At 72.1% G+C, this 20433-nt stretch carries 19 protein-coding genes; 9 read left to right on the top strand and 10 right to left on the bottom strand.

From position 1 onward, the window contains the following. Positions 1-105: 105 nt before the first annotated feature. Positions 106-1503, top strand: coding sequence for a GntT/GntP/DsdX family permease (locus OG711_RS31100; protein ID WP_073792295.1), 1398 nt, complete (start codon positions 106-108; stop codon positions 1501-1503). Between the two features lie 184 nt (positions 1504-1687). On the opposite strand, the gene OG711_RS31095 is transcribed toward OG711_RS31100, so the two are convergent. The 3 genes from OG711_RS31095 to OG711_RS31085 all read right to left on the bottom strand — a co-directional run bounded on the left by OG711_RS31095 (position 1688) and on the right by OG711_RS31085 (position 6638). Beyond that, the gene (locus OG711_RS31095; protein ID WP_073792296.1) at positions 1688-3250 is read right to left on the bottom strand and encodes an APC family permease; all 1563 of its coding nucleotides are present in this window, start codon (positions 3248-3250) and stop codon (positions 1688-1690) included. 395 nt (positions 3251-3645) lie between these two features. Then, positions 3646-4596: a hypothetical protein gene (locus OG711_RS31090; RefSeq protein ID WP_073792297.1), complete on the bottom strand. Its 951-nt coding sequence runs from the start codon at positions 4594-4596 to the stop codon at positions 3646-3648. Between the two features lie 386 nt (positions 4597-4982). Continuing rightward, positions 4983-6638, bottom strand: coding sequence for an FAD-binding dehydrogenase (locus tag OG711_RS31085; RefSeq protein ID WP_329561824.1), 1656 nt, complete (start codon positions 6636-6638; stop codon positions 4983-4985). Positions 6639-6835: 197 nt separating this feature from the next. On the opposite strand from OG711_RS31085, the gene OG711_RS31080 reads away from it, so the two are divergent. From OG711_RS31080 to OG711_RS31065, 4 genes are all read left to right on the top strand, one after another. Beyond that, positions 6836-7729 (top strand): DMT family transporter, encoded by an 894-nt coding sequence (locus OG711_RS31080; protein WP_073792299.1) that lies wholly within the window; start codon positions 6836-6838, stop codon positions 7727-7729. A 630-nt stretch (positions 7730-8359) separates the two neighbouring features. Further along, entirely contained in the window at positions 8360-8920 is a 561-nt protein-coding gene (locus tag OG711_RS31075; protein WP_329561821.1) for an NUDIX hydrolase, read from the top strand. Beyond that, entirely contained in the window at positions 8917-9348 is a 432-nt protein-coding gene (locus tag OG711_RS31070; RefSeq protein WP_073792301.1) for a YidH family protein, read from the top strand. The genes OG711_RS31075 and OG711_RS31070 overlap by 4 nt, the downstream gene beginning before the upstream one ends. A gap of 1 nt (position 9349) precedes the next feature. Continuing rightward, entirely contained in the window at positions 9350-9670 is a 321-nt protein-coding gene (locus OG711_RS31065; RefSeq protein WP_073792302.1) for a DUF202 domain-containing protein, read from the top strand. A 48-nt stretch (positions 9671-9718) separates the two neighbouring features. Here OG711_RS31065 and OG711_RS31060 read toward each other — a convergent pair whose 3' ends face one another. Further along, positions 9719-10312 (bottom strand): TetR/AcrR family transcriptional regulator, encoded by a 594-nt coding sequence (locus OG711_RS31060; RefSeq protein ID WP_073792405.1) that lies wholly within the window; start codon positions 10310-10312, stop codon positions 9719-9721. A 433-nt stretch (positions 10313-10745) separates the two neighbouring features. On the opposite strand from OG711_RS31060, the gene OG711_RS31055 reads away from it, so the two are divergent. Then, complete coding sequence (locus OG711_RS31055) at positions 10746-12029, top strand: exo-beta-N-acetylmuramidase NamZ family protein (RefSeq protein WP_329561817.1); 1284 nt, start codon at positions 10746-10748, stop codon at positions 12027-12029. Between the two features lie 386 nt (positions 12030-12415). Further along, on the top strand, positions 12416-13018 hold the full coding sequence (locus tag OG711_RS31050; protein ID WP_073792304.1) for a hypothetical protein: 603 nt from the start codon (positions 12416-12418) through the stop codon (positions 13016-13018). Positions 13019-13101: 83 nt separating this feature from the next. On the opposite strand, the gene soxR is transcribed toward OG711_RS31050, so the two are convergent. After that, positions 13102-13635, bottom strand: a complete 534-nt coding sequence (soxR, locus tag OG711_RS31045) for a redox-sensitive transcriptional activator SoxR (RefSeq protein ID WP_073792305.1) — start codon at positions 13633-13635, stop codon at positions 13102-13104. A 200-nt stretch (positions 13636-13835) separates the two neighbouring features. Here soxR and OG711_RS31040 point away from each other — a divergent pair, with 200 nt between their 5' ends. Beyond that, positions 13836-14297, top strand: coding sequence for a MaoC family dehydratase (locus OG711_RS31040; protein WP_329561814.1), 462 nt, complete (start codon positions 13836-13838; stop codon positions 14295-14297). Here the strand turns inward: OG711_RS31040 and OG711_RS31035 are convergent. Continuing rightward, positions 14288-14938, bottom strand: a complete 651-nt coding sequence (locus OG711_RS31035; protein WP_329561812.1) for a TetR/AcrR family transcriptional regulator — start codon at positions 14936-14938, stop codon at positions 14288-14290. The two genes, OG711_RS31040 and OG711_RS31035, sit on opposite strands and share 10 nt — an antisense overlap. 108 nt (positions 14939-15046) lie before the next feature. Further along, complete coding sequence (locus OG711_RS31030) at positions 15047-15334, bottom strand: YiaA/YiaB family inner membrane protein (RefSeq protein ID WP_329561810.1); 288 nt, start codon at positions 15332-15334, stop codon at positions 15047-15049. A 125-nt stretch (positions 15335-15459) separates the two neighbouring features. On the opposite strand from OG711_RS31030, the gene OG711_RS31025 reads away from it, so the two are divergent. After that, positions 15460-16104, top strand: coding sequence for a TetR/AcrR family transcriptional regulator C-terminal domain-containing protein (locus tag OG711_RS31025; RefSeq protein WP_329561808.1), 645 nt, complete (start codon positions 15460-15462; stop codon positions 16102-16104). 819 nt (positions 16105-16923) lie between these two features. On the opposite strand, the gene OG711_RS31020 is transcribed toward OG711_RS31025, so the two are convergent. From OG711_RS31020 to OG711_RS31010, 3 genes are all read right to left on the bottom strand, one after another. After that, positions 16924-18123, bottom strand: a complete 1200-nt coding sequence (locus OG711_RS31020; protein ID WP_329561806.1) for an MFS transporter — start codon at positions 18121-18123, stop codon at positions 16924-16926. A 107-nt stretch (positions 18124-18230) separates the two neighbouring features. Then, the gene (locus OG711_RS31015) at positions 18231-19685 is read right to left on the bottom strand and encodes a CitMHS family transporter (protein ID WP_329561804.1); all 1455 of its coding nucleotides are present in this window, start codon (positions 19683-19685) and stop codon (positions 18231-18233) included. A 134-nt stretch (positions 19686-19819) separates the two neighbouring features. Continuing rightward, complete coding sequence (locus OG711_RS31010) at positions 19820-20431, bottom strand: hypothetical protein (protein WP_329561802.1); 612 nt, start codon at positions 20429-20431, stop codon at positions 19820-19822. Positions 20432-20433 lie beyond the last annotated feature (2 nt).

Here is a 20433-nt window from a genome sequence, read left to right as displayed (position 1 = left end):
CCGACCGGTCCTCCGCGCATCCGCTCCCCCGCTCCCCCCGCTCCACCCCCTGCCCCGTTCACCGCCGTACCTCCCCGTACGACCGAGTCCCCAAGGAAACCGACCGTGACCAGTCTCAGCGTCGAGATGCTGGCAGCGGACCCCGTCGCGCCGATCACCTCCGCGGGCCACGCCCAGCTCGGGATCGCCGTTCTCGCGGGCATCGCCGTCATCGTCCTGCTCATCACCAAGTTCAAGGTCCACGCGTTCCTCGCGCTGACCATCGGCTCGCTCGCCCTCGGCGCCTTCGCCGGGGCACCGCTGGACAAGGTGATCCCCAGCTTCACCACCGGCCTCGGCAACACGGTCGCCGGTGTCGGTGTGCTGATCGCGCTCGGCGCGATCCTCGGCAAGCTGCTCGCGGACTCCGGGGGCGCCGACCAGATCGTCGACACGATCCTCGCCAGGGCGAGCGGCCGTTCGATGCCGTGGGCCATGGTGCTGATCGCCTCGGTGATCGGTCTGCCGCTGTTCTTCGAGGTCGGCATCGTGCTGCTGATCCCCGTCGTGCTGATGGTCGCCAAGCGCGGCAACTACTCGCTGATGCGGATCGGTATCCCCGCGCTGGCCGGTCTGTCCGTGATGCACGGGCTGATACCCCCGCACCCCGGCCCGCTGGTCGCGATCGACGCCGTCCAGGCGAACCTCGGTCTCACCCTCGCGCTCGGTGTCCTCGTCTCGATCCCGACCGTGATCATCGCGGGTCCGGTCTTCGCCAAGTACGCGGCCCGCTGGGTCGATGTGCCGGTGCCGGAGAAGATGATCCAGGCGCGTCCTTCCGAGGACCTGGACAAGCGCCCCAGCTTCGGCGCGACCGTCTTCACCGTGCTGCTGCCCGTGGTCCTCATGCTCGGCAGCGCGCTGGTCGAGATCATCATCGACGACCCCGCCAACATGGTGCAGCGGGTGTTCGACGTGATCGGTTCGCCGCTGATGGCGCTGCTCGCGGCGGTCATCGTCGGGATGTTCACGCTGGGCCGGGCCGCCGGGTTCACCAAGGGCCGGCTGTCGACCACGGTCGAGAAGTCGCTCGGCCCGATCGCCGGTGTGCTGCTGATCGTCGGCGCCGGCGGTGGCTTCAAGCAGACGCTGATCGACTCGGGCGTCGGCCAGATGGTCCTGGAGATCTCCGAGGACTGGTCCATCCCCGCGCTGCTGCTGGCCTGGCTGATCGCCGTGGTGATCCGGCTGGCGACGGGCTCCGCGACGGTCGCGACGGTGTCGGCCGCCGGTCTGGTCGCCCCGCTGGCCGCCGATATGTCGAGCACCCACCTGGCACTGCTGGTGCTGGCGATCGGCGCCGGTTCCCTCTTCTTCAGCCATGTGAACGACGCCGGTTTCTGGCTGGTGAAGGAGTACTTCGGGATGAGCGTCGGCCAGACCATCAAGACCTGGTCGGTCATGGAGACGATCATCTCGGTGGTCGCGGGCGCCATCGTCCTGCTGCTGTCCTTGGTGATCTAGGTGATCCAGGTGATCCAGGTGGCCGACGTGGTCCGCACGGTCCAGGTGGTCTCGACGGCCCAGGTGGCCCGGGTGGTCCCGGGGGTCTGAGGCCGGTCACCGGGAAGGCCGGGATGTGCGGGAGGGGCGGTCCGTCGTACGACGGACCGCCCCTCCCTGCGTCACCGGACGTGCGCCCCGGGGGTCAGGAACCCTCCTCGGCCGCCTTCTCCAGCTGGAACGCCTCGTTGCCGAGGCCGATCCGGGCGTGCGCCTCGGGCTTGCGTGCCTTGAGGTACGCGCCGACGGACAGCCCGACGGCGGCGGCGAGGAAGATGATCCCGGGCAGGACCCAGCGCAGCGCCGAGTCGGGGCCCGCGCCGACGAGGAGGTAGAAGTCCTTGGCGGTGTACCCGGCGATCACCAGCAGCGACACCCCGGCGACGCCGGACGCGATCAGCCGCCAGAGCTGTGCGCGGGCGGCGCCCCGGCGCACGAAGAAGACGATGACCGCGAGCGAGGCGGTGGCCATCAGCAGGATCACCCCGAAGGCGCCCACGTTGCCCATCCAGGTGAACAGCCGCAGGATCGGCGCGGTCGGGTCGCCGGTCTCCTTGGTGTCGGTGAGGGCGAAGGCCGCGATCACGACGACGGAGATACCGGTCTGGAGCAGCGCGCCGGTGCCGGGGGCGCCGCTGGCGCTGTTGGTGCGGCCGAAGACGGCGGGCAGCAGCCCTTCGCGTCCCATGGCGAACGCGTAGCGCGAGACGACGTTGTGGAAGCTGAGCGTCGCGGCGAACACACCGGTCACCAGCAGGATGTGCATGAGGTCGGCGAAGGTCTCCCCGAGCCTGCTCTCGGTCAGCACGAACAGCAGTCCGGCGGTGTGCTCCTGCGCGGCGGGGACGATCCCGTCCGGCCCGGCGGCGACGGTCAGCGCCCAGGAGCTGAAGGCGAAGAACAGCGCGACGAAGGTCACCGCGAGGAACATCACCCGGGCCACCACGACCTGCGGGCGGCTGGTCTCCTCGGCGTACACGGGTGCCTGCTCGAAGCCGGTGAAGGCGGCGATGCAGAAGCACAGCGCGGTGCCGATGCCCGCGCCGGTCAGGGTCTCCGGGTTGAACGCGGCGAGCGACACACCGCCCTTGGCGGGCTCGGAGAGCGCGGCGATGTCGAAGACGACGACAAGGGCGACCTCGATCAGCAGCAGCACACCGAGGACGCGCGCGTTGACGTCGATCTTCATCAGGGCGAGGAAGCCCACGATCGCGGCGCCCGCGAGGGAGGGTATCCACCAGGGGACGGACACCTCGAAGTGGGCGTTCAGCAGCAGCGAGACCTCGAAGCCGAGGAGCCCGTAGAGGCCGACCTGGAGTGCGCTGTAGGCGACCAGCGCCACGAGCGAGGCGCCCGCTCCGGCGGTTCCGCCGAGGCCGCGGGAAATGTACGCGTAAAAAGCGCCCGCGTTGTGAACATGACGGCTCATCTCCGCGTATCCGAAGGAGAAGAGGATGAGGACGACGCCGAGGATGACGAAGAGCAGTGGCTGCCCCACGATGCCCATGACCGCGAAGGTGGTGGGCATGACCCCCGCGACGACCATGAGCGGTCCCGTCGCGGCGAGCACCGACAGGAGGAGTCCCGCCGTGCCGAGCCGGTCCGCGCGCAGTGCGCGGTCCTGGCCCTTGAAGGTGTTGATCCCGCCGCCGGACTTCGCTCCGGTGGTCGATCTGGCTTCGCTCGTGCTCGAACTGCCCGTCGTCATGGCGGGGTTTGTCCTTTCGGGTGGGCGGGTCAGGCGTGTTCCGGTTCGTGCGGGCGCGGCCGACGTGGACCGCGGCCGTACCGGGGTACGGCCGAGCGGTGCACGACCCGGTGGTACGGGTGGTGCGAGTCGTACGTGTGGTGCCGGGTGATGCCCGTCGTACCTGTGGTGCGGGTGGTGACGGGTGACGCCGATAAGGACGACGTCACCGGTGGTGCTGGTGTTGCCAATGCTGTTGCCGCCGATCGTGCAGCGCGCAGAACCGCTGGTTCGCACCCGAGGTGCCGGTTCCGCGCGGTGGTGCCTTCTTCCGCGATGGTGCTTGCGGTGGTGCTGGTGACACTGGTGGTGCGTCCGCGCCTACCGCCGGTGGGCGCGGGGATGTGGGGTGGGGGTCATCCGGTGCCGAGGGACGCGTTGCGCGCTTCCCTGAACGCCTCGGACGGGTCCCGGTCGGGGTACGACCAGGGGGCGGGGGTGATGTGGTTGCCGATGCGGTGGAAGAGGGCCGCGGCCTCGGCGGCGCGGCCTCCGCAGTACTTCGCGTGGGCGAGGAAGTTGAGGTCGACGCGGTTGCGCGGGTGGTCCTCGCGCTCCCACTCCAGCCACCAGTCGAACGCCGCCTTCATCACCTGGCGGGCGCGGCGGCCGACCCAGTGCCCCGAGGACAGCGGGTCGGCGGGCTCCCGGCCGGCCAGGGCCAGCACGCGGTACCGCTCGGCGTGCGCGACGACCGGCAGGATCGCCAGCGGGGAGTCCGCCGGGGCCTGTTCGGCGGCCCAGGCGGCGAAGTCGTAGACCTCGTGCATGGGGTCCTGTCCGGCGTCGGCGCGGCGCTCGGCGAGCCGGGCGATCATCAGATGGTGGGCGTGGTGGTGGTCGGGGTGCCGGTGGCGGACCTCGTCGAAGAGCTGGACGACGTCCTCCTCGGTGCCGACCGTGCGTTCCAGCATCAGCAGTCCGAGCCAGGGCGTGGGGTCGGCGGGGACGAGCCCGGCGGCGGTGCGGCAGGCGGCGCGCGCCGCGTCCGGGCGCGCTTTGCCGTTCAGCGCGCGCTGGACGGCGGCCAGGGCGAACAGGACCGCGGCGTCGGCGGACTCGGGCTCGGCGATCCGCCAGTCCTGGGCCCAGGCCGAGGTGGTGGTCTCCTGGGCGAGCGCCGTGACGCGGTGGCCGCGGCGGTCCCAGTCGTCGCCGGTGTCGACGAGCAGCCCGCGGACGACGGACCAGCGGCCCTGACCGAGCGCGGTACGGGCGGTCGCGAGTGCCGTGTCGTCGAGGGCCGCGTCGAAGACATGAGAGCCCCGCTTGCGCGAACGGCCCAGTGGCGGTGGGGGTGGCGTCACCGCGGGACTTCCTCCCCGACACGGTGTGTTGAGCGAATGATCACGGACAGCAAACCGGTAGGGGGTGCTCCGAGTCAAGGGCCACCAGCCCACCTACACGTGTCAAGTGCCTGATCGGACGGTCGAGTTGTCCCTTCGATGCCACTTATTACCCAAGTGCGCCCGCGATCCGGGGGGCGTAATCGGCGTGGCGGCTTGATCGTTGCGCCCGTGATCATGCGGGACGGGCGACGGGAACGGGGGCCGCGGAGGCGCCGACCCGGGGTTCGGAAGTGGTCCTACCCCACCCCTCCGACGCTATGCGTGGCCGGAGCACGTATCCCGTTGCGCCCGGTTCCTCCCGTACTCCCCCGATTCCAGGCGCACTTGTACGGGCTCGGGAGGCGTCAGCCCGTCGCGCGGGCGGCGGCACGGCCGGCGGTCCGGCCGGAGAACAGGCAGCCGCCGAGGAAGGTGCCCTCCATCGAGCGGTATCCGTGCACCCCGCCACCGCCGAACCCCGCCGCCTCGCCCGCCGCGTAGACCCCGCCGAGGGGTTCGCCGCTCTCGGTGAGGACACGGGAGGACAGATCGGTCTCCAGTCCGCCGAGGCTCTTACGGGTGAGGACACTGAGCCGGACGGCGATCAGCGGACCCGCCTTCGGGTCGAGGATCGGATGCGGGGCGACCGTACGGATCAGCCGGTCCCCGAGGAAGGACCGCGCGCCGCGGATCGCCGTGATCTGGGAGTCCTTGGTGAAGGGGTTGGCCACCTCACGGTCCCGCGCGGTGATCACCCGCCGCAGATCCGTCTCGTCGATCAGCGGTTCACCCGTGAGGGCGTTCATGCCCCGGACGAGGGCGGCCAGGTCGTGCTCGACCACGAAGTCCTCGCCGTGGTCCATGAACGCCCGCACGGGCGCGGGCACGTCGGCGCGGGCCCGGTCGATCACCCCGCGGACGGACCGTCCGGTGAGATCGGGGTTCTGCTCCGAGCCGCTGAGCGTGAACTCCTTGCCGATCACACGGCGGTTGAGGACGAACCAGCTGTGCTCATGGCCGGTGTCCATGAGGTGTTCGAGGGTGCCGAGCGTGTCGAAGCCGGGGAAGAGCGGTACGGGGAGCCGGTTGCCGCGCGCGTCGAGCCACAGGGAGGACGGGCCGGGCAGGACCCGGATGCCGTGACCTTCCCAGATCGGGTTCCAGTTGTGCAGGCCCTCGGTGTAGTGCCACATCCGGTCACCGTTGATCAGACGGCCGCCCGCGGCCTCGGTGACACCGAGCATCAGCCCGTCGACATGGGCCGGGACCCCGGCGACCATCCGCTCGGGCGCCCGGCCGAGACGCGCGGGCCAGTTCCGGCGGACCAGCTCGTGATTGCCGCCGATCCCCCCGGAGGTGACGATCACGGCCTGGGCCCGCAGCTCGAAGGAGCCGACGACATCCCGGCCGCTGGGCCTGCCACGGGCCACCTCGGAGCGGTCGAGGATCTCGCCGCCCACCGTGTCCACGGTGCCCGCCGCGCCGCACAGCGCGGTGACCCGGTGCCGGAACCGCAGATCGACCAGCCCCCGGGCGGCACCCGCGCGGACCCGGCGGGCGAACGGGGCGAGCAGCCCCGGGCCGGTGCCCCAGGTGATGTGGAAGCGGGGGACGGAGTTGCCGTGGCCGGTGGCGTCGTAACCACCCCGTTCGGCCCAGCCGACCACGGGGAAGAATCGCACCCCCTGGCGGTGCAGCCAGGCCCGCTTCTCCCCCGCCGCGAAATCGACGTAGGCCTCGGCCCAGCGCCTCGGCCAGTGGTCCTCGGCACGGTCGAATCCGGCGGTGCCGAGCCAGTCCTGGAGCGCGAGGTCGTGACTGTCCTTGATCCGCATCCGGCGCTGTTCCGGGGAGTTCACGAAGAACAGACCCCCGAAGGACCAGTGGGCCTGACCGCCGAGCGACTGCGGCGGCTCCTGGTCCAGCAGGACGACCTTGCGACCCGTGTCGACCAGTTCCGCCGTCGCCGCGAGGCCCGCCAGACCCGCACCGATCACGATCACATCGGCGTCGTACGCCATGGGCCGTCCCTCTTCTCAGCCGCGCTCCCGCCTGCCGCACCGGCGGGGCGGCGCACCCATGGGGATACTGGGGTTACTGGTGGGTCAGATCCTTGGGGACGGCGTGACCGGCGTCAACCGTCCCGGGGCCGTGACTCACCGGCCACGTACCCGGCGGCCCGGCTGGCTCGGGCCCGGCTGTCGTGAGGGGTAACGACGTGTCGGTACTCGTTGTCGTCCTGGCGGTCTGCGCCGCCTGCTGCCTGGGCTTCGGGTTCGTCCTCCAGCAGGACGCGGCGCAGCGGGCGCCCCTGAGCGACTTCCTGTCGTTCCGGCTGCTGCTGGATCTCATGCGGATGCCGCGGTGGCTCGGCGGGATCGCGCTGATGGTGTGCGGGATGGTCCTCGGGGCGCTGGCCCTCGCCCATGGCCAGGTGAGTCTGGTCGAACCGCTGCTCGCCACGAATCTGCTGTTCGCGCTGGCACTGTCCCGTGCGGTGACCGGGCAGCCGCTGGGTACGCAGGGCTGGTCCGGGCTCGCGGTGCTCGCGGGCGGGGTGACGCTGTTCATCGTCGCGGGGCAGCCGGAGGCCGGGGAGGCCGTGACCGACCCGCTCCGGCAGTGGCTGATCATCGGGGCGGTGGCGGGCCTCGCGGCGCTGCTCGTACTGCTGGCCCTGCGGGCCCGGCTGGTCATGGCACCGGTACTGCTGGGGGGTGCGGCGGGGTTGCTGTACGGGCTCCAGGACGCGCTCACCCGGGTGAGCGCGCTGCGGTTCGCCGAGGACGGCTGGACCGTGGTGGTCGCGACCTGGCAGCCGTACGCGGTGCTGGTGCTGGGGGTGACCGGGTTGCTGCTGGTGCAGAGCGCGTTCGAGATGGCGCCGTTGCGGATGTCGCTGCCCGCGTTGACGGCTGCGCAGCCGATCGCGGGGATCGTCTGCGGGGTCGGGTTCCTCGGGGACCGGCTGCGGACGGACCCGCTCGCGCTGCTGGGGGAGGTGGTGGGGCTGCTCGCGGTGGTCGGGGGGATCGTGCTGCTCGGGTTGCACCCGGCGATGCCCCGGGGGGCGGGGCGGTTCGAGCGGGCGGGTGAGCTCCATGGGGGGTGAACGGGACGGGTCGCCTTCGCTTGCGCTTCCCAGGTCCGTCCGGCTGGGCGTACTTCGTTGCTGTGCCGTCGTTCGGTGGTTTCGCGCAGTTCCCCGCAGGTCGCCTTCGCTTGCGCTTCCCAGGTCCGTCCGGCGTGACGTACCTCTTCCTGTGCCGTCGCTCGGTGGTTTCGCGCAGTTCCCCGCGCCCCTTTGGGGCGCCATCTGCTTGTTCTTCGGGTCGGTGCCGGTCGGGATTCTCCGTCCTCGATCCGACACGCTCGGTAAGACGTTCCGTGACTCGACTGAAGAGCATCGGAGTCTGCGGGCAGAGATTCCCGCCCACCCCCTCCCGCAGCCATGCGACTGCACGAGGAGGAGGGTTCAACCCCAAGGACCTGCACCTGACCGACAGCCTCAGGAGGCGCCGCCAAAGGGGCGCGGGGAACTGCGCGAGCAACCACGGAGGGCCCGCACCCGAACGGGAACCGCAAGGGGCGCGACCTAAGGGGCGCGGGGAACTGCGCACCCACGAACGACCCGCACAGGGACAAGTACGCCCAGCCGGACAGACCCAGAGGCGCGAGCGAAGGCGACCCGCACAGGTAGCCCGGAGGCGCGAGCGGAGGTGGGCGGTGGTTGGATGGGGGGATGGGTGCAGCTGGCACGGACACGGACGGCGCGGCCGACGCGAGGGCCGAGGTCCTGGACGTGGTGGACGAGGACGACCAGGTCGTCGACCGGGTACCCCGGGGCGAGGTCTACGCCCGCGGCCTTCTGCACCGCTGTGTCTTCGTCCTCGCCCGGGACCCCGGCGACCGTGTCTTCGTCCACCGCCGCACGGCGTCGAAACTGATCTTCCCGTCGCGCTACGACATGTTCGTCGGAGGCGTCGTCGGCGCGGGCGAGTCCTACGACGACGCGGCCCTCAGGGAGGCGGAGGAGGAGCTGGGGGTCAGCGGACTCCCCCGGCCCACCCCCCTGTTCCGGTTCCTGTACCGGGGCGAGGGCCAGGGCGGCTGGTGGTCGGCGGTGTACGAGGTGCGCTGCGCGCTGCCCGTGCGCCCCCAGCTCTCCGAGGTCGCCTGGCACGACTTCGTCCCGGAGGAGGAGATCGACGCCCGGCTCGGCTCCTGGGACTGGGTGCCGGACGGCCTGGAGGCGTACCGACGGCTGAAGGCGTTCCGGGCCGCGCGGGACGTGTCCCCGTGAACGCGCCGACCGGACCGGGGGGACGGGACCGGCCGGGCGGCCGGGCGTTCTCCTCCGTACGGCTCTGGTTCGCGCCGGCCCGGCTCGCACAGGAGGGCCGTACCCCCGACTACCGCTTCTCGCTGGCGAACGAACGCACCTTCCTGGCCTGGCTCCGTACCGCCCTCGCGCTGATCGGCGGCGGCTTCGCGGTGGACCAGTTCCTGCCCGATCTGCGCTGGGGCTGGCGGGTCGGGCTGGCGCTGGCCCTGCTCGCGGCGGGCGTGCTGTGCGCGCTGCGCGCCGTGAACCACTGGGTGCGCTGCGAGCGGGCGATGCGGCGCGGCGAGGACCTGCCGGTGTCGCGGTTCCCCGCGCTGCTGAGCGTCGTCATCGCCATAGTGGCCCTGGCGATGGTCGTGATCGTCCTCGCGGGCTGGGCGGGCTGACATGACCGGCGCCGGGGTACGCGACCCGGGGCTCCAGCCGGAACGCACCAGGCTGGCGTGGCGCCGTACGACGCTGACGGCGACGGTGGTGACCGTACTGGCCGCGCGCTCGGCGTTCCAGGACGGGGAGGGCGCGGTGGGTCCGGTCGCCTGCGCGTTGTGCGTGCTGGTGTGGCTGGGGCTGCTGGCCGTGGCGCACCGGCGGATACAGGAGCTGACGGGCGATCCCGTGGATCCGCCCCGGCTGATGGTGTGGGCGGCGGCGGTCGGCACGCTGTGCGCGGTGGGTCTCGCGGTGTGCGCGGCGGCCGTCGTGTTCTAGCGGGGGCGCGTTCCGGCGGGGCGGCGCCTCGGGCAGTCGTCCGGCGGGTCAGGGGCGCAGGGCCCGCAGCAGCAGGTCGGCGAGGTGGTCGGCGATCTGCGTGGGGGTGAGGGTGCCTGTGGCCCGGTACCAGGTGGGCAGATGGTGGACCGAGCCGAAGTGGTGGTCGACCACGAGGTCCGCCGGGGTGCGGGTGGAGAAGACACCGGCGGCCTGGCCCTCCTCGATCAGGGCGCGGAACCGTTCGTGGTAGCGGCGGCGTTCGGCGCGTACCCGCTTGTTCTTCGCCGGGCTCAGATGGTGCATGGAGCGCTGGAAGATGACCGCGTCGTCCAGGTTCTCGATGGTCGTGACGACGACATCGGCGGCGGCGTCCCGCAGTCGCCGTTCCACGGGGGCGTCGCGGGCGGCGAACGCGTCGAGGCGTTCCTGCTGGAGGCGCAGCACCCGGGAGTAGATCTCCTGGAGCAGGTCCTCCTTGGAACCGAAGTAGTGGTAGAGGGCGCCCTTGGTGACTCCGGCCGCCTCCACGATCTCCTGGACCGAGGTCCGGTCGTAGCCCTGGTCGGCGAAGAGCCGGGTGGCCGCCGCCAGCAGCCGCTGCGGGACGGTCGCCCCGTCCGTGTCCGTCGTCCTGGGCACGTGGCCGCCCGCCTTCCTGTTGTCGTGGACCACCGGTCCGGCTCGCCCGGGTGCCGTTCGGCTCCCGCCGGAGGATCTTCCCATCTGCCGGCGCGGTGGGCGCGGGGATATCGCCCCGAGGGGGACGGCGGCGGGGTCCGTACCGGCGGGACGGTATCGCCCCACGTCCCGGGCCCCGGGCCGTACGGACGCGGAGGGGCGGGAGGGGCGGGAGGGCGTCCGGCGGGGCGTGGCGGGGGCGTACGCGGCTGCGGTCGGGCCGGGGGGCGGTCCGGCGGGTGTGGGCGGTCCGCTCGGCCGATCACTTGTGTCCGGGACGTTCCGCGGCGCCGCGGCCCGCGCTACCGTGCGTGATCATGACCGTTTCGCGATCACCACAGGGTTCGAATGTGACGGATTCTGTGCGGAATCGCTCGAACCTGGAGGTACTCCGATGACCCTCTCCAGACGCGGACTGCTGGCCGCCACGGGCGGCACGGTGGCGGCCGGAGCCGCGGTGGCGGCCCCCGCCGCGGCGGACGGCGGTGACCGCGGCCGGTCCCGTCGCCGTACGCGCACCGGCTTCGAGCGGCTCCAGGCGAGCGGCTACGCCCTGCTCGCGGGGGACAAGGTCGGTGTCGTCACCAACCCGACGGGCGTCACCCGGGACGTCCGGCACATCGTGGACGTGATGCATGTGGACGACCGGGTCGAACTCACCGCCGTGTTCGGCCCCGAGCACGGCTTCCGGGGCACCGCGCAGGCGGGCGGTTCGGAGGGCCGTCACGACGACCCGGCGACGGGGCTGCCCGTCTACGACACGTACCGGCTGAGCGGGCGGGAGCTCGCCGATGTGTTCACCGCGTCCGGGGTCGACACTGTCGTCTTCGACATCCAGGACGTCGGCGCGCGGTTCTACACGTACATCTGGACGCTGTACGACTGCATGGCGGCGGCCCGGCTCGCGGGCAAGCGGATGGTGGTCCTCGACCGGCCGAACCCGATGACCGGGCGTGGGGCGTACGGGCCGTTGCTGCGGCCGGAGTTCGCGACCTTCGTGGGCCGGGAGCCGATCGCCCAGGCGCACGGGATGACGGTCGCGGAGCTGGCGCGGCTGTTCAACGGGGAGTTCCTGGAGCGGCCGGTGGAGCTGGACACCGTACTGATGTCGGGCTGGCGGCGCGACGACTTCTACGACGTTTCCGGGCTGCCGTGGGTGCCGCCGAGCCCGAACATGCCCACGCCCGAGACGGCGCTGGTGTACGCGGGCACCTGTCTGTTCGAGGGGACGAACCTCTCCGAGGGGCGGGGCACGACCCGGCCATTCGAAATGATCGGGGCCAAGGGGCTGGACGGCCGCTGGGCCGCCGCCGCGAACGCCCTCGGGCTGCCGGGGGTACGGCTGCGGGAGGCGTACTTCGCCCCGACGTTCGGCAAGTTCTCGGGCCAGACCATCGGCGGGGTCCAGGTCCATGTGGACGACCGCGAGGCGTTCGATCCGGTGCGTACGGGGATCGGGCTGCTGGTGACCGCCAAGCAGGTCTGGGACGGCTTCGTGTGGCGGCTGGACCGGCGGCCGGACGGCACGTCGTCGTACTGGGTGGACCATCTGACCGGGTCCACGCGGGTCCGCACGATGATCGACGCGGGTGCGGGGACGGACGAGGTGGTGGCCGGCTGGCGGCACGAGCTGTCGGCGTTCCGCGCGGTGCGCGGGCGGTACCTGGCGTACCGCTGACGGACCCGGCGGGCATCGACAGGGCCCGTCCCGCCGGTCGGCCGGGGCCAGGTCCCCCCGACCGGCGGGACGGCATCGCCCATAGGCGGGCCAATGGGTCGGCCACAACTCCCTGACCTGCGGGAACATCAGCCACTGGCGCCACGGGTGTGACACGACGCACGTTACCGGCCGTATACCGGCGGCCGAAGGAGAGCGCGGGTCAACTTCCCCTTGAGTTAAGCGCCTTGACCGGCATGAACGCCGGACCAAACGCCTCCTTCCAGCCAATCGTTCGCCCACCCGGAAAATGAGAGGGAGCCAATCCGGTCGCTCGTTCGTCTACTCCTCAACGCCCGAACGACGTCGACCACGTGCTGGCGCACATGTGACGGAGGTGCAGGACGATGGCCGGATTCCGGAGTCTCGCGAGACAGGTGCGCGACCCGCGCAACGACCTGGCGCTGCGAAGGTACTCGCTGCGCAAGTGCCTGGAGCGGTTCGCCCCCTACGGACACCGCGCGACATGGGACCACTTGTGCTCCAGGGCCGGCTTCGGGCCGGAGGACAGGTCACCCGACCCGGCGCGGCTGGTGGCCGCGCTCGACGAGCTGGAGGAGGCGCGGGCCGTCTGGCTCGCGTACGAGGCGCAGTTCGCGGAGCGCCGGCGCAAGGAGAAGCACGGGGGTTTGCGCAGGCCCGGGAGTGTGGACGACTGGCACCGGCTGACCTGGGGCGGCTTCGGTGTCGCCTGGTGCGACGACCCCCGGCGGCATCCCCGGCAGTCGCTGGGCGAGGTGCTGCGGCGGCTGATCGCCGCGCTGGAGCGGGAGCCGGGCGAAGGGTGCCCGGTGTGCGCGGGCGACCGTCTGGTGTGGTCGGAGAGCCTGGCGCACGAGCCGTCCTCCGGGCCGGTGTGCGGTGAGTGCGGGATCGTGGTGCCCGAGCCGGTACTGACCCGTGGCGCGCTGCTGCGGGCCCGCCGGGGAGCCCTGCTCGTGTCGGTGTGACGACGGTACCGGGCACGGGCACGGGGCCGGGGCCGGGGTGCGGCGCCGGGGCACCGTACGGGCGGTGCGGGTGGCCCGCCGCGTCAGCAGCTCTCGTCCTGCGGGTCGCAGGTCTCCTGGGCCGGTTCGACGACACGGCCCATCGGGGGCCGCGCCTTCTGGAGCCGGGCGGGGAGCAGCCGTGAACCGGTGTGGTCCTCGCCGAACGCGTCGCCCGGGTTGGACAGGACGCAGGTCTCCAGCGAGAGACAGCCGCAGCCGATGCAGTCGGTGAGATGGTCGCGCAGCCGTCCGAGCTGCTTGATCCGCTCGTCCAGCTCCCTGCGCCATGCCTGGGACAGCCGGGCCCAGTCCTCCTTGTTCGGGGTGCGTTCCTCGGGCAGCTCGGCGAGGGCGTCCCTGATGGTGGCGAGCGGGATGCCCACGCGCTGGGCGGCCCGGACGAAGGCGACGCGGCGCAACGCGTCCCGGTGGAAGCGGCGTTGGTTGCCGGAGGTGCGGCTGCTGCGGATGAGCCCCTTGGACTCGTAGAAGTGCAGGGCGGACACCGCTACGCCGCTGCGGGCGGCGAGTTGGCCGACCGTGAGTTCATGGATCTTCACCGGGATCTGGGACACCCTTCGCAGCCTACCGATCCCGCGGGGCGTACGGCACGGCGTCATCCGGGCCCGCCGCGCACCGCGCGCTCCCGGAACGCGGCGGAACGCCGGGAACGCGTCACCGTTGACACGGCCCGCCCGTACCCGCATTCTGAGCAAGCGCTTAGGCAGATCGTTCGACCGGAACCGTCTGCGCGGTACGGGGAAGGCACAGGGACATGGCAGAGCCGAGGATCTTCCGATCCGCCGGGGAGTTGGGCGCCGCGGTCGGTGAGCGGCTGGGGTACAGCGACTGGCTGGGGATCGACCAGCGGCGCGTCGACCTCTTCGCCGACGCGACCGGCGACCACCAGTGGATCCATGTCGACCCCGAGCGTGCGGCGGCCGGGCCGTTCGGCACGACGATCGCCCATGGATATCTGACCCTGTCGCTGCTCCCCGTGCTGGTGCCCCAGGTGTTCCAGGTCGAGGGGGTGCGGATGGGGCTCAACTACGGCACCGACAAGGTGCGTTTCCCCGCTCCCGTACCGGTGGGCTCCCGGCTGCGGGCCACGGCCGAGCTCCGGAAGGTGGCCGAGGCGGGCGGCGGCGTCCAGGTGACCGCGGCGGTGACGGTCGAGCGCGAGGGCGGCGACAAGCCGGTGTGTGTCGCGGAGTCGGTGTCCCGGTACTACTTCTGAGCGCCGGCCACCTCTGCCGGGTCACCCCGGAACCCCACCATGCGCAGCACCAGTTCGGCGTAGAGCGCCCCGACCTCGTCGGGTGTCCGCCGTCCGCCGACGTTGAACCAGCGGGCCACGTCGATGCACAGCGACAGCACGGCGACCGTGGTGCCCGCCGGGTCGGCCACGTCGAACTCCCCCGCGCGGACGCCGTCGTCGACGAGTTCGCGGATCACCCCGTCCGTCCGGCGGCGCAGCGCGACGATCTCGGCCCGCGCGCTCTCGCCGAGCGCGTCGAGTTCGTACTGCACGACCCGGGCGGTGGTGTGCTGCGCGGCGTGCCAGCCGACGAACGAGCGGACCGCGACGGCGAGCCGCTCGGCCGGGGTGCCGGCGCCGTCCGCCGCCGTGCGCAGGATGTCCAGCGCCTTGTCGTGGCCGATGCGGCTGATCCGGTGGAGGAGTTCCTCCTTGGTCTTGTAGTGGATGTAGAGCGCCGCCGGGCTCATCCCGGCGCGGCTCGCGATGTCCCGGGTGGTCGTCGCGTGGTAGCCGCGCTCGGCGAACGCCTCCACGGCCGCCACCAGCAGCCGTCTGGCCGCGTCCGGTGTGACCTCGCCCCAGGGCTGGGCGTCACGGCCGGTCTCCTCCGCAGTCATCGCGTACTCCTCTCCGCAGGTCAGGGAGGCCACCTTACCCTTGCGGGTGAGCAAGCGCTTAGCGAACGGAGGGCGGACACCGCCGGACCCCGGCGCCCCCTCGGGGACTCAGAGCTTCTCGAAAGGGTCGTGGGCGGCGAGCAGTTTGTCCACCCGGGCCTGGTCGACCCGGCTGGTGAGCTGACCGGCCTCCTGCCGGTCACGGATCACCTTGGCGAGCGTGAAGCACGAGGTGACGAGATACAGGACGGCGATGGCGAGGAAGCCCCGCACCCAGGAGTTCGCGTCCAGGCGGGCGATACCGATGCCCGTGGCGGCGATCGCGATGACGAACGACACGACGGCCTGAACGTGGAACGCCGCCGTCGACTGCTGCTTGACCGGTGAGTCACTCATGTCGCACAGGGTCGCCCGGCCCGGGGCGGACCGGATCGGTACGGGTACTCAGTTCGGTACTCAGACCCCTGCGGGGTATCCCGGCGAGGGGTCCGGGAGGATACCTCCGCTCTACTATGTGGCGCATGGCCAGACCCCGTAAGCCGCTGCTCAGCAGGGACCTCATCGTCGAGACGGCCTGTGCGCTGGTGGACGCGGAAGGGCTGGCGGCGCTGTCCACCCGCCGGCTCGCCGCGGAGCTGGGGGTGAGCGGGCCGTCGCTGTACAACCACTTCCGGACCAAGGACGAGATCCTGGAGGCGGTCGCGGACTCGGTGAGCGCGCAGGTCGATCTGTCGATGTTCGACGACGTGCGGGACTGGCGTACCGCGCTGCGCGACTGGGCCGTGTCGTACCGGCGGGCGCTGAGCGCGCATCCGCACATGGTGCCGCTGCTCGCGCGGGGGCCGGGGCGGCGGCCGGCCGCGCTGCGGGTCGCCGACGCGGCGTTCGGGGCGATGGTGGACGCGGGGTGGACGCCCACGCAGGCCACGTCGATCGGGGCGCTCATACGGTACTTCGTGATGGGGGCGGCGCTGGGGTCGTTCGCGGGTGGGTTCGTGGACGACGAGAGCGCCTACGATCCGGCGGAGTATCCGCGGCTCGGCCAGGCGCATCTTCTCGCGGAGCGTCAGCAGGTGATCGACGAGCGGGCGTTCGAGACGGGGCTGTCCGCGTTGCTGGACGGGTTGGCGGTCCAGTTCGCGGCGGCGGCCTCCCGGGGGGCGTAGGGGGGCTTTCCGTGCGCGGTTCCCTGCGGGTCGCCTTCGCTTGCGCTTCTGGGTCTGTCCGGGTGGGCGCACTTCGTTCCTGTGCCGTCGCTCGTGGGGTGCGCAGTTCCCCGCGCCCCTGGGTGCTGCCCCCTTACGGCCGCTGCTTCGGGTGCGGGGCCGCCCTCGCTTTTTGCGCAGTTCCCCGCGCCCCCGGATGCTGCCCTCTTGCGGTCGCTGCTTCGGGTGCGGGCCGGTCCTCGTCTTCGCGCAGTTCCCCGCGCCCCTTTCGGGGCGCCTTCCGCCGGTTCTTCGGGGCGGGGCCGGTCGGGATTCTCCGTCCTCGCTCCAACGCGCTCGGTACGGACGTTCAGTGGCCGCACTGGGGGCGTCGGAGTCTGCGGGCAGAGATTCCCGCCCACCCCCTTCGGCTGCCGGGCGAGTGCGCGAGGAGGAGGGTTCCGCAGGCGATGAGCCCGCAGCCGGGGGACAGCCTCAGGGGGCGCCCCTTCAGGGGCGCGGGGAACTGCGCGAGCAACCACAGGCGACCCGCACCCGAACAGGAACCGCAAGGGGCGCGACCTCAGGGGCGCGGGGAACCGCGCACCCCCGTCCGACCTGCACGGGAACAAGTACGTCCAGGTGGGGGACCTCAGGGGCGCGGGGAACTGCGCACCCACGAACGACCTGTGCAGGAACAAGTACGCCCAGCACAAGGAACCCGGCGGCGCGAGCGAAGGCGACCCGCGGGGAACTGCGCACCCACGAACGACCCGCACCGGGACAAGTACGCCCAGCACAGGAAACCTCGAAGGCGCGAGCGAAGGCGACCCGTGGGGGTTACTCCGGGGGACGTACGGCCAGGGTGGCCGCTGCGCAGAGGAGGGTGCCCAGGAGGACGAAGGGGGCGCCCGTGCCCGCGAACCCCGCGACCAGGCCGCCAGCCGCGGGCGTCGCGACCTGGCCCAGGCGGTTGCCGGTGAGGCGCAGCGCGAGGGCGGTGGAGCGGGCGCCCTCGGGGGCCGCCCGGACGACGGTGGTCATCGACAGGGGCTGGCCCACGCCCAGGCAGAAGCCGAGCAGCGCCAGCATCACCGCGAGGGCCCACACCGGGACCGGCACCGCGACCCCCGCGCACAGGACCCCCGCGACCAGACAGCTCGTCACCAGCAGGGGGGTCCGGCCGACGACCCGGATCATCGGCGCCATCACCACCCGGCAGGCGATCGTCGCGGCGGCCCGCAGACTGAGCAGCAGGCCGACGGTGAAGGGGCTGATGCCCCGTTCCTCGCCGATCACCGGGAGATAGGCGATCACGATGTCGGTGGCGGACAGCACGGCCAGGCTGATGAAGATGCCGCCGGGCACCCCCCGGGCCCGCAGGATGCGGTGGACGGGAACCCGGGCACCGGCCGCGGGCCGGGAAGCGGCAAGGCCCCGGGGCTCCACGCGCCACAGCGAGGTGAGCCCGATCGTGCCGACCCCCGCCGCGACGACGAGGGCGAGCGCGCTGCTGCTCGCGAGGGCGCCGTCCTGTCCCGCGTCCCCGACGATCACGAGTCCGGCGGCGATCGGGCCGATCAGCTGGCCGAGGGACGCGCCGATGGTGAAGTGCCCGAAGTTGCGGTCCTGGTCGTCGGGCGCCGAGCGGCGGGCCACGAGCGACTGGGCGCCGATCACGAAGCTGAGGTGTCCGAGGCCCATGACCCCGCTCCACGCGGCCAGCGCGCCGAGGGAGTCCGCCGTACCGCCGAGGGCGCAGCCGACCGCGATGAGGACGATGCCGGCGGGCAGCAGCGGGGCGCAGCGGCCGTGGTCGGTGCGGCGGCCGAGGGGGACGGCCGCGAACAGCGGCAGCAGGGCGTAGGCGCCCGCGATGACGCCGATGGCGCGTTCGTCGGCGCCGAGCGAGAGCGCCCGGTAGGAGACGGCGGGCCGGGCCATCGACACCGCCGCCTGCGCGAAGCTGAAGGCGATGACGAGGCGGAGCAGCCAGCCGCGGCTCCCGCCGGGCGTCGGTATGTCAGGGGGCAGGGACACCGGTCCTCCGGGGTAGGTGCGGCACGGTCACCCGGGCGGTGGGGAAGACGGCGGACGGGCACCGGGCGGCAGCGGACGGATGCGCCCGGTGCCCGTCCACCGCCGGCTCAGAGGATGCCGAAGAGGAATCCGGCGCCGAGCACGACGAGCGAGGTGAGCGCGGCCCATTTGACGGTGAAGCGGGTGTGGTCGCCGAACTCGACCTTCGCCATGCCGACCAGGACGTACACGGCCGGGACGAGCGGGCTCGACATGTGGAGGGGCTGGCCGACGAGGGAGGCGCGGGCGATCTCCACCGGGGAGATGCCGTGGGCCGCGCCCGCTTCGGCGAGGACGGGGACGATGCCGAAGTAGAAGCCGTCGTTGGACATGAAGTACGTGAACGGGATCGACATGACGCCGGTGACGAGGGCCATGTGCGGGCCCATCCAGTCGGGGATGGCGGAGACCACGGTCTTGGCCATCTCGTCGACCATGCCGGTGCCCTGGAGGACCCCGGTGAAGACGGCGGCGGCGAAGACCATGCCGGAGACGTTGAGGACGTTCTCGGCGTGGGCGGCGATCCGGGCCTTCTGGTCGGGCATGTGGGGGAAGTTGACGGTGAGGGCGAGGGCCGCGCCGAGGATGAAGAGGACCGGGATGGGCATCCACTGCATGATCATCGCGGTGAGCAGGGCGGCCGTGAGGCCCGCGTTGAACCAGTAGAGCTTGGGGCGCAGGGTCTTGCGGTTGGGGTCGAGGACATGGAAGCCCTCGTGCTCGTCGTCGTCCTCGTCCGCTCCGGTGGCGCCCTTGGTGGGCGCGCCCGCGGTACCCGTGGCGCCGGTGCCGGTGCCCGTACCGCCGGTGCGCTTGGCGGCGCCGGTGGTGTTCTTGCCGTCGCCCGTGCCGACCAGGACCTTCTCGTCGGTGGTGGTCGTGGCCTCGACGGCCTCGTCCAGGGAGAGATAGCCGAGGCGCTTGCGCTCGCGGCGGCCGAGGACGTAGGCGAGGGCGAAGACGGCGAGCAGTCCGACCGCGAGGGCCGGGATCATCGGGACGAAGATGTCGCTCGCGTCGAGCTTCAGGGCGGTCGCGGCGCGGGCGGTCGGGCCGCCCCAGGGCACGGTGTTCATGACGCCGTTGGCGGTGGCGGCGACACCGGTCATCACGACGAGGCTCATGTTGAGGCGCTTGTACAGCGGGTACATGGCCGAGACGGTGATCATGAAGGTGGTGGAGCCGTCACCGTCGAGGGAGACGATCGCGGCGAGCAGGGCGGTACCGACGACGATCCGCAGGGGGTCCGCCTTGGCGAACCGGAGGATCATCCGGACGATCGGGTCGAAGAGCCCGACGTCGATCATCACCCCGAAGTAGACGATGGCGAACATCAGCATCGCGGCGGTCGGGGCGAGGTCGCCGATGCCCTCGATGACGTAGTCGCCGAGGTGGGCCCCCTTCCCGACCAGCACGCAGAAGAGTGCGGGGATGAGCACCAGCGCCGCGATCGGCGAGACCTTCTTCATCATGATCAGGACCAGGAAGGTCGCGATCATGGCAAAGCCCAGGATGGTCAGCATTGAGTGGATACCTAACGTTCGCCCTTGACACCGTGTGGCTCTCACACCAGGGCCTTCGGTCAGCGCGACGTTAGGGCGCGTTGCTTGGCGTTAACAAGATGTTGACATGCGAGCAATATGCGCGAAAGTCCAGGTCACGAAGGTGTTGCGGTTGTCGGCGCCGCCGAGCGGGCCCGCTCGCCGGCCGCGCGGTCCTTGCGCGGCGCGGTCGTGACCCGGGCGATGTCCTCCACGGCCTCGCCGTCGACCGCCCACACGGTGCCGTCGTCGGCGTGCAGCCGGACGGTCAGTTCATGGGTGCCGCGCTCCAGGGCCGCGTCCGGCAGCCGGTAGCCGGGCTCGCGCAGTTCGGCGAGCCTGCGGTCGGCGAGGAAGAGGACGGCGTAGCCCCGGCCGGGTACGGGCCCGGTGCGGGTGTCCCGGGGGCTGAAGCGGAAGCCGGTGACGGTCAGCCGGACGTCCCAGGTGTCGGCGGAGCCGGGCCGGACGGCGATCCGGACCCCGGGCGCCTCCTCCTCGGGGACCTCCCGCAGCCGGTTGCCCGAGGGGTCGGTGGTGTCGAGGAGGGTGCCGACGGCCGGGGACGGCGTGGACGTCCCGCCGGGGCCCGGGTCGGGGTCGGGGGAGCCGCCGCCGCAGGCGGCCGTGACGAGCAGCGCGGCGCACACGAGGAGGGCCCGGGCGGCACGGGCGGGCCGCCCGCCCGGTCGTGGGACGGGGCGCGGTGCCGAGGACGCCGGAGACATGG

It is taken from the genome of Streptomyces uncialis (assembly GCF_036250755.1).
Classification (GTDB): Bacteria; Actinomycetota; Actinomycetes; order Streptomycetales; family Streptomycetaceae; genus Streptomyces; species Streptomyces uncialis.
The sequence above is the reverse complement of the archived record's forward strand: the minus strand, read 5'-3'. Positions and strand labels throughout refer to the sequence as shown.

Bases quoted from the DNA above. Each gene is read 5' to 3' on its own strand.
- OG711_RS31095 (WP_073792296.1), bottom strand. From the start codon at position 3,250: ATGACGACGGGCAGTTCGAGCACGAGCGAAGCCAGATCGACCACCGGA.
- OG711_RS31025 (WP_329561808.1), top strand. From the start codon at position 15,460: ATGGCCAGACCCCGTAAGCCGCTGCTCAGCAGGGACCTCATCGTCGAG.
- OG711_RS31010 (WP_329561802.1), bottom strand. From the start codon at position 20,431: ATGTCTCCGGCGTCCTCGGCACCGCGCCCCGTCCCACGACCGGGCGGG.
- OG711_RS31035 (WP_329561812.1), bottom strand. From the start codon at position 14,938: ATGACTGCGGAGGAGACCGGCCGTGACGCCCAGCCCTGGGGCGAGGTC.
- OG711_RS31065 (WP_073792302.1), top strand. From the start codon at position 9,350: ATGACCGGCGCCGGGGTACGCGACCCGGGGCTCCAGCCGGAACGCACC.
- OG711_RS31055 (WP_329561817.1), top strand. From the start codon at position 10,746: ATGACCCTCTCCAGACGCGGACTGCTGGCCGCCACGGGCGGCACGGTG.
- OG711_RS31050 (WP_073792304.1), top strand. From the start codon at position 12,416: ATGGCCGGATTCCGGAGTCTCGCGAGACAGGTGCGCGACCCGCGCAAC.
- OG711_RS31075 (WP_329561821.1), top strand. From the start codon at position 8,360: ATGGGTGCAGCTGGCACGGACACGGACGGCGCGGCCGACGCGAGGGCC.
- OG711_RS31040 (WP_329561814.1), top strand. From the start codon at position 13,836: ATGGCAGAGCCGAGGATCTTCCGATCCGCCGGGGAGTTGGGCGCCGCG.
- OG711_RS31015 (WP_329561804.1), bottom strand. From the start codon at position 19,685: ATGCTGACCATCCTGGGCTTTGCCATGATCGCGACCTTCCTGGTCCTG.
- OG711_RS31030 (WP_329561810.1), bottom strand. From the start codon at position 15,334: ATGAGTGACTCACCGGTCAAGCAGCAGTCGACGGCGGCGTTCCACGTT.
- OG711_RS31085 (WP_329561824.1), bottom strand. From the start codon at position 6,638: ATGGCGTACGACGCCGATGTGATCGTGATCGGTGCGGGTCTGGCGGGC.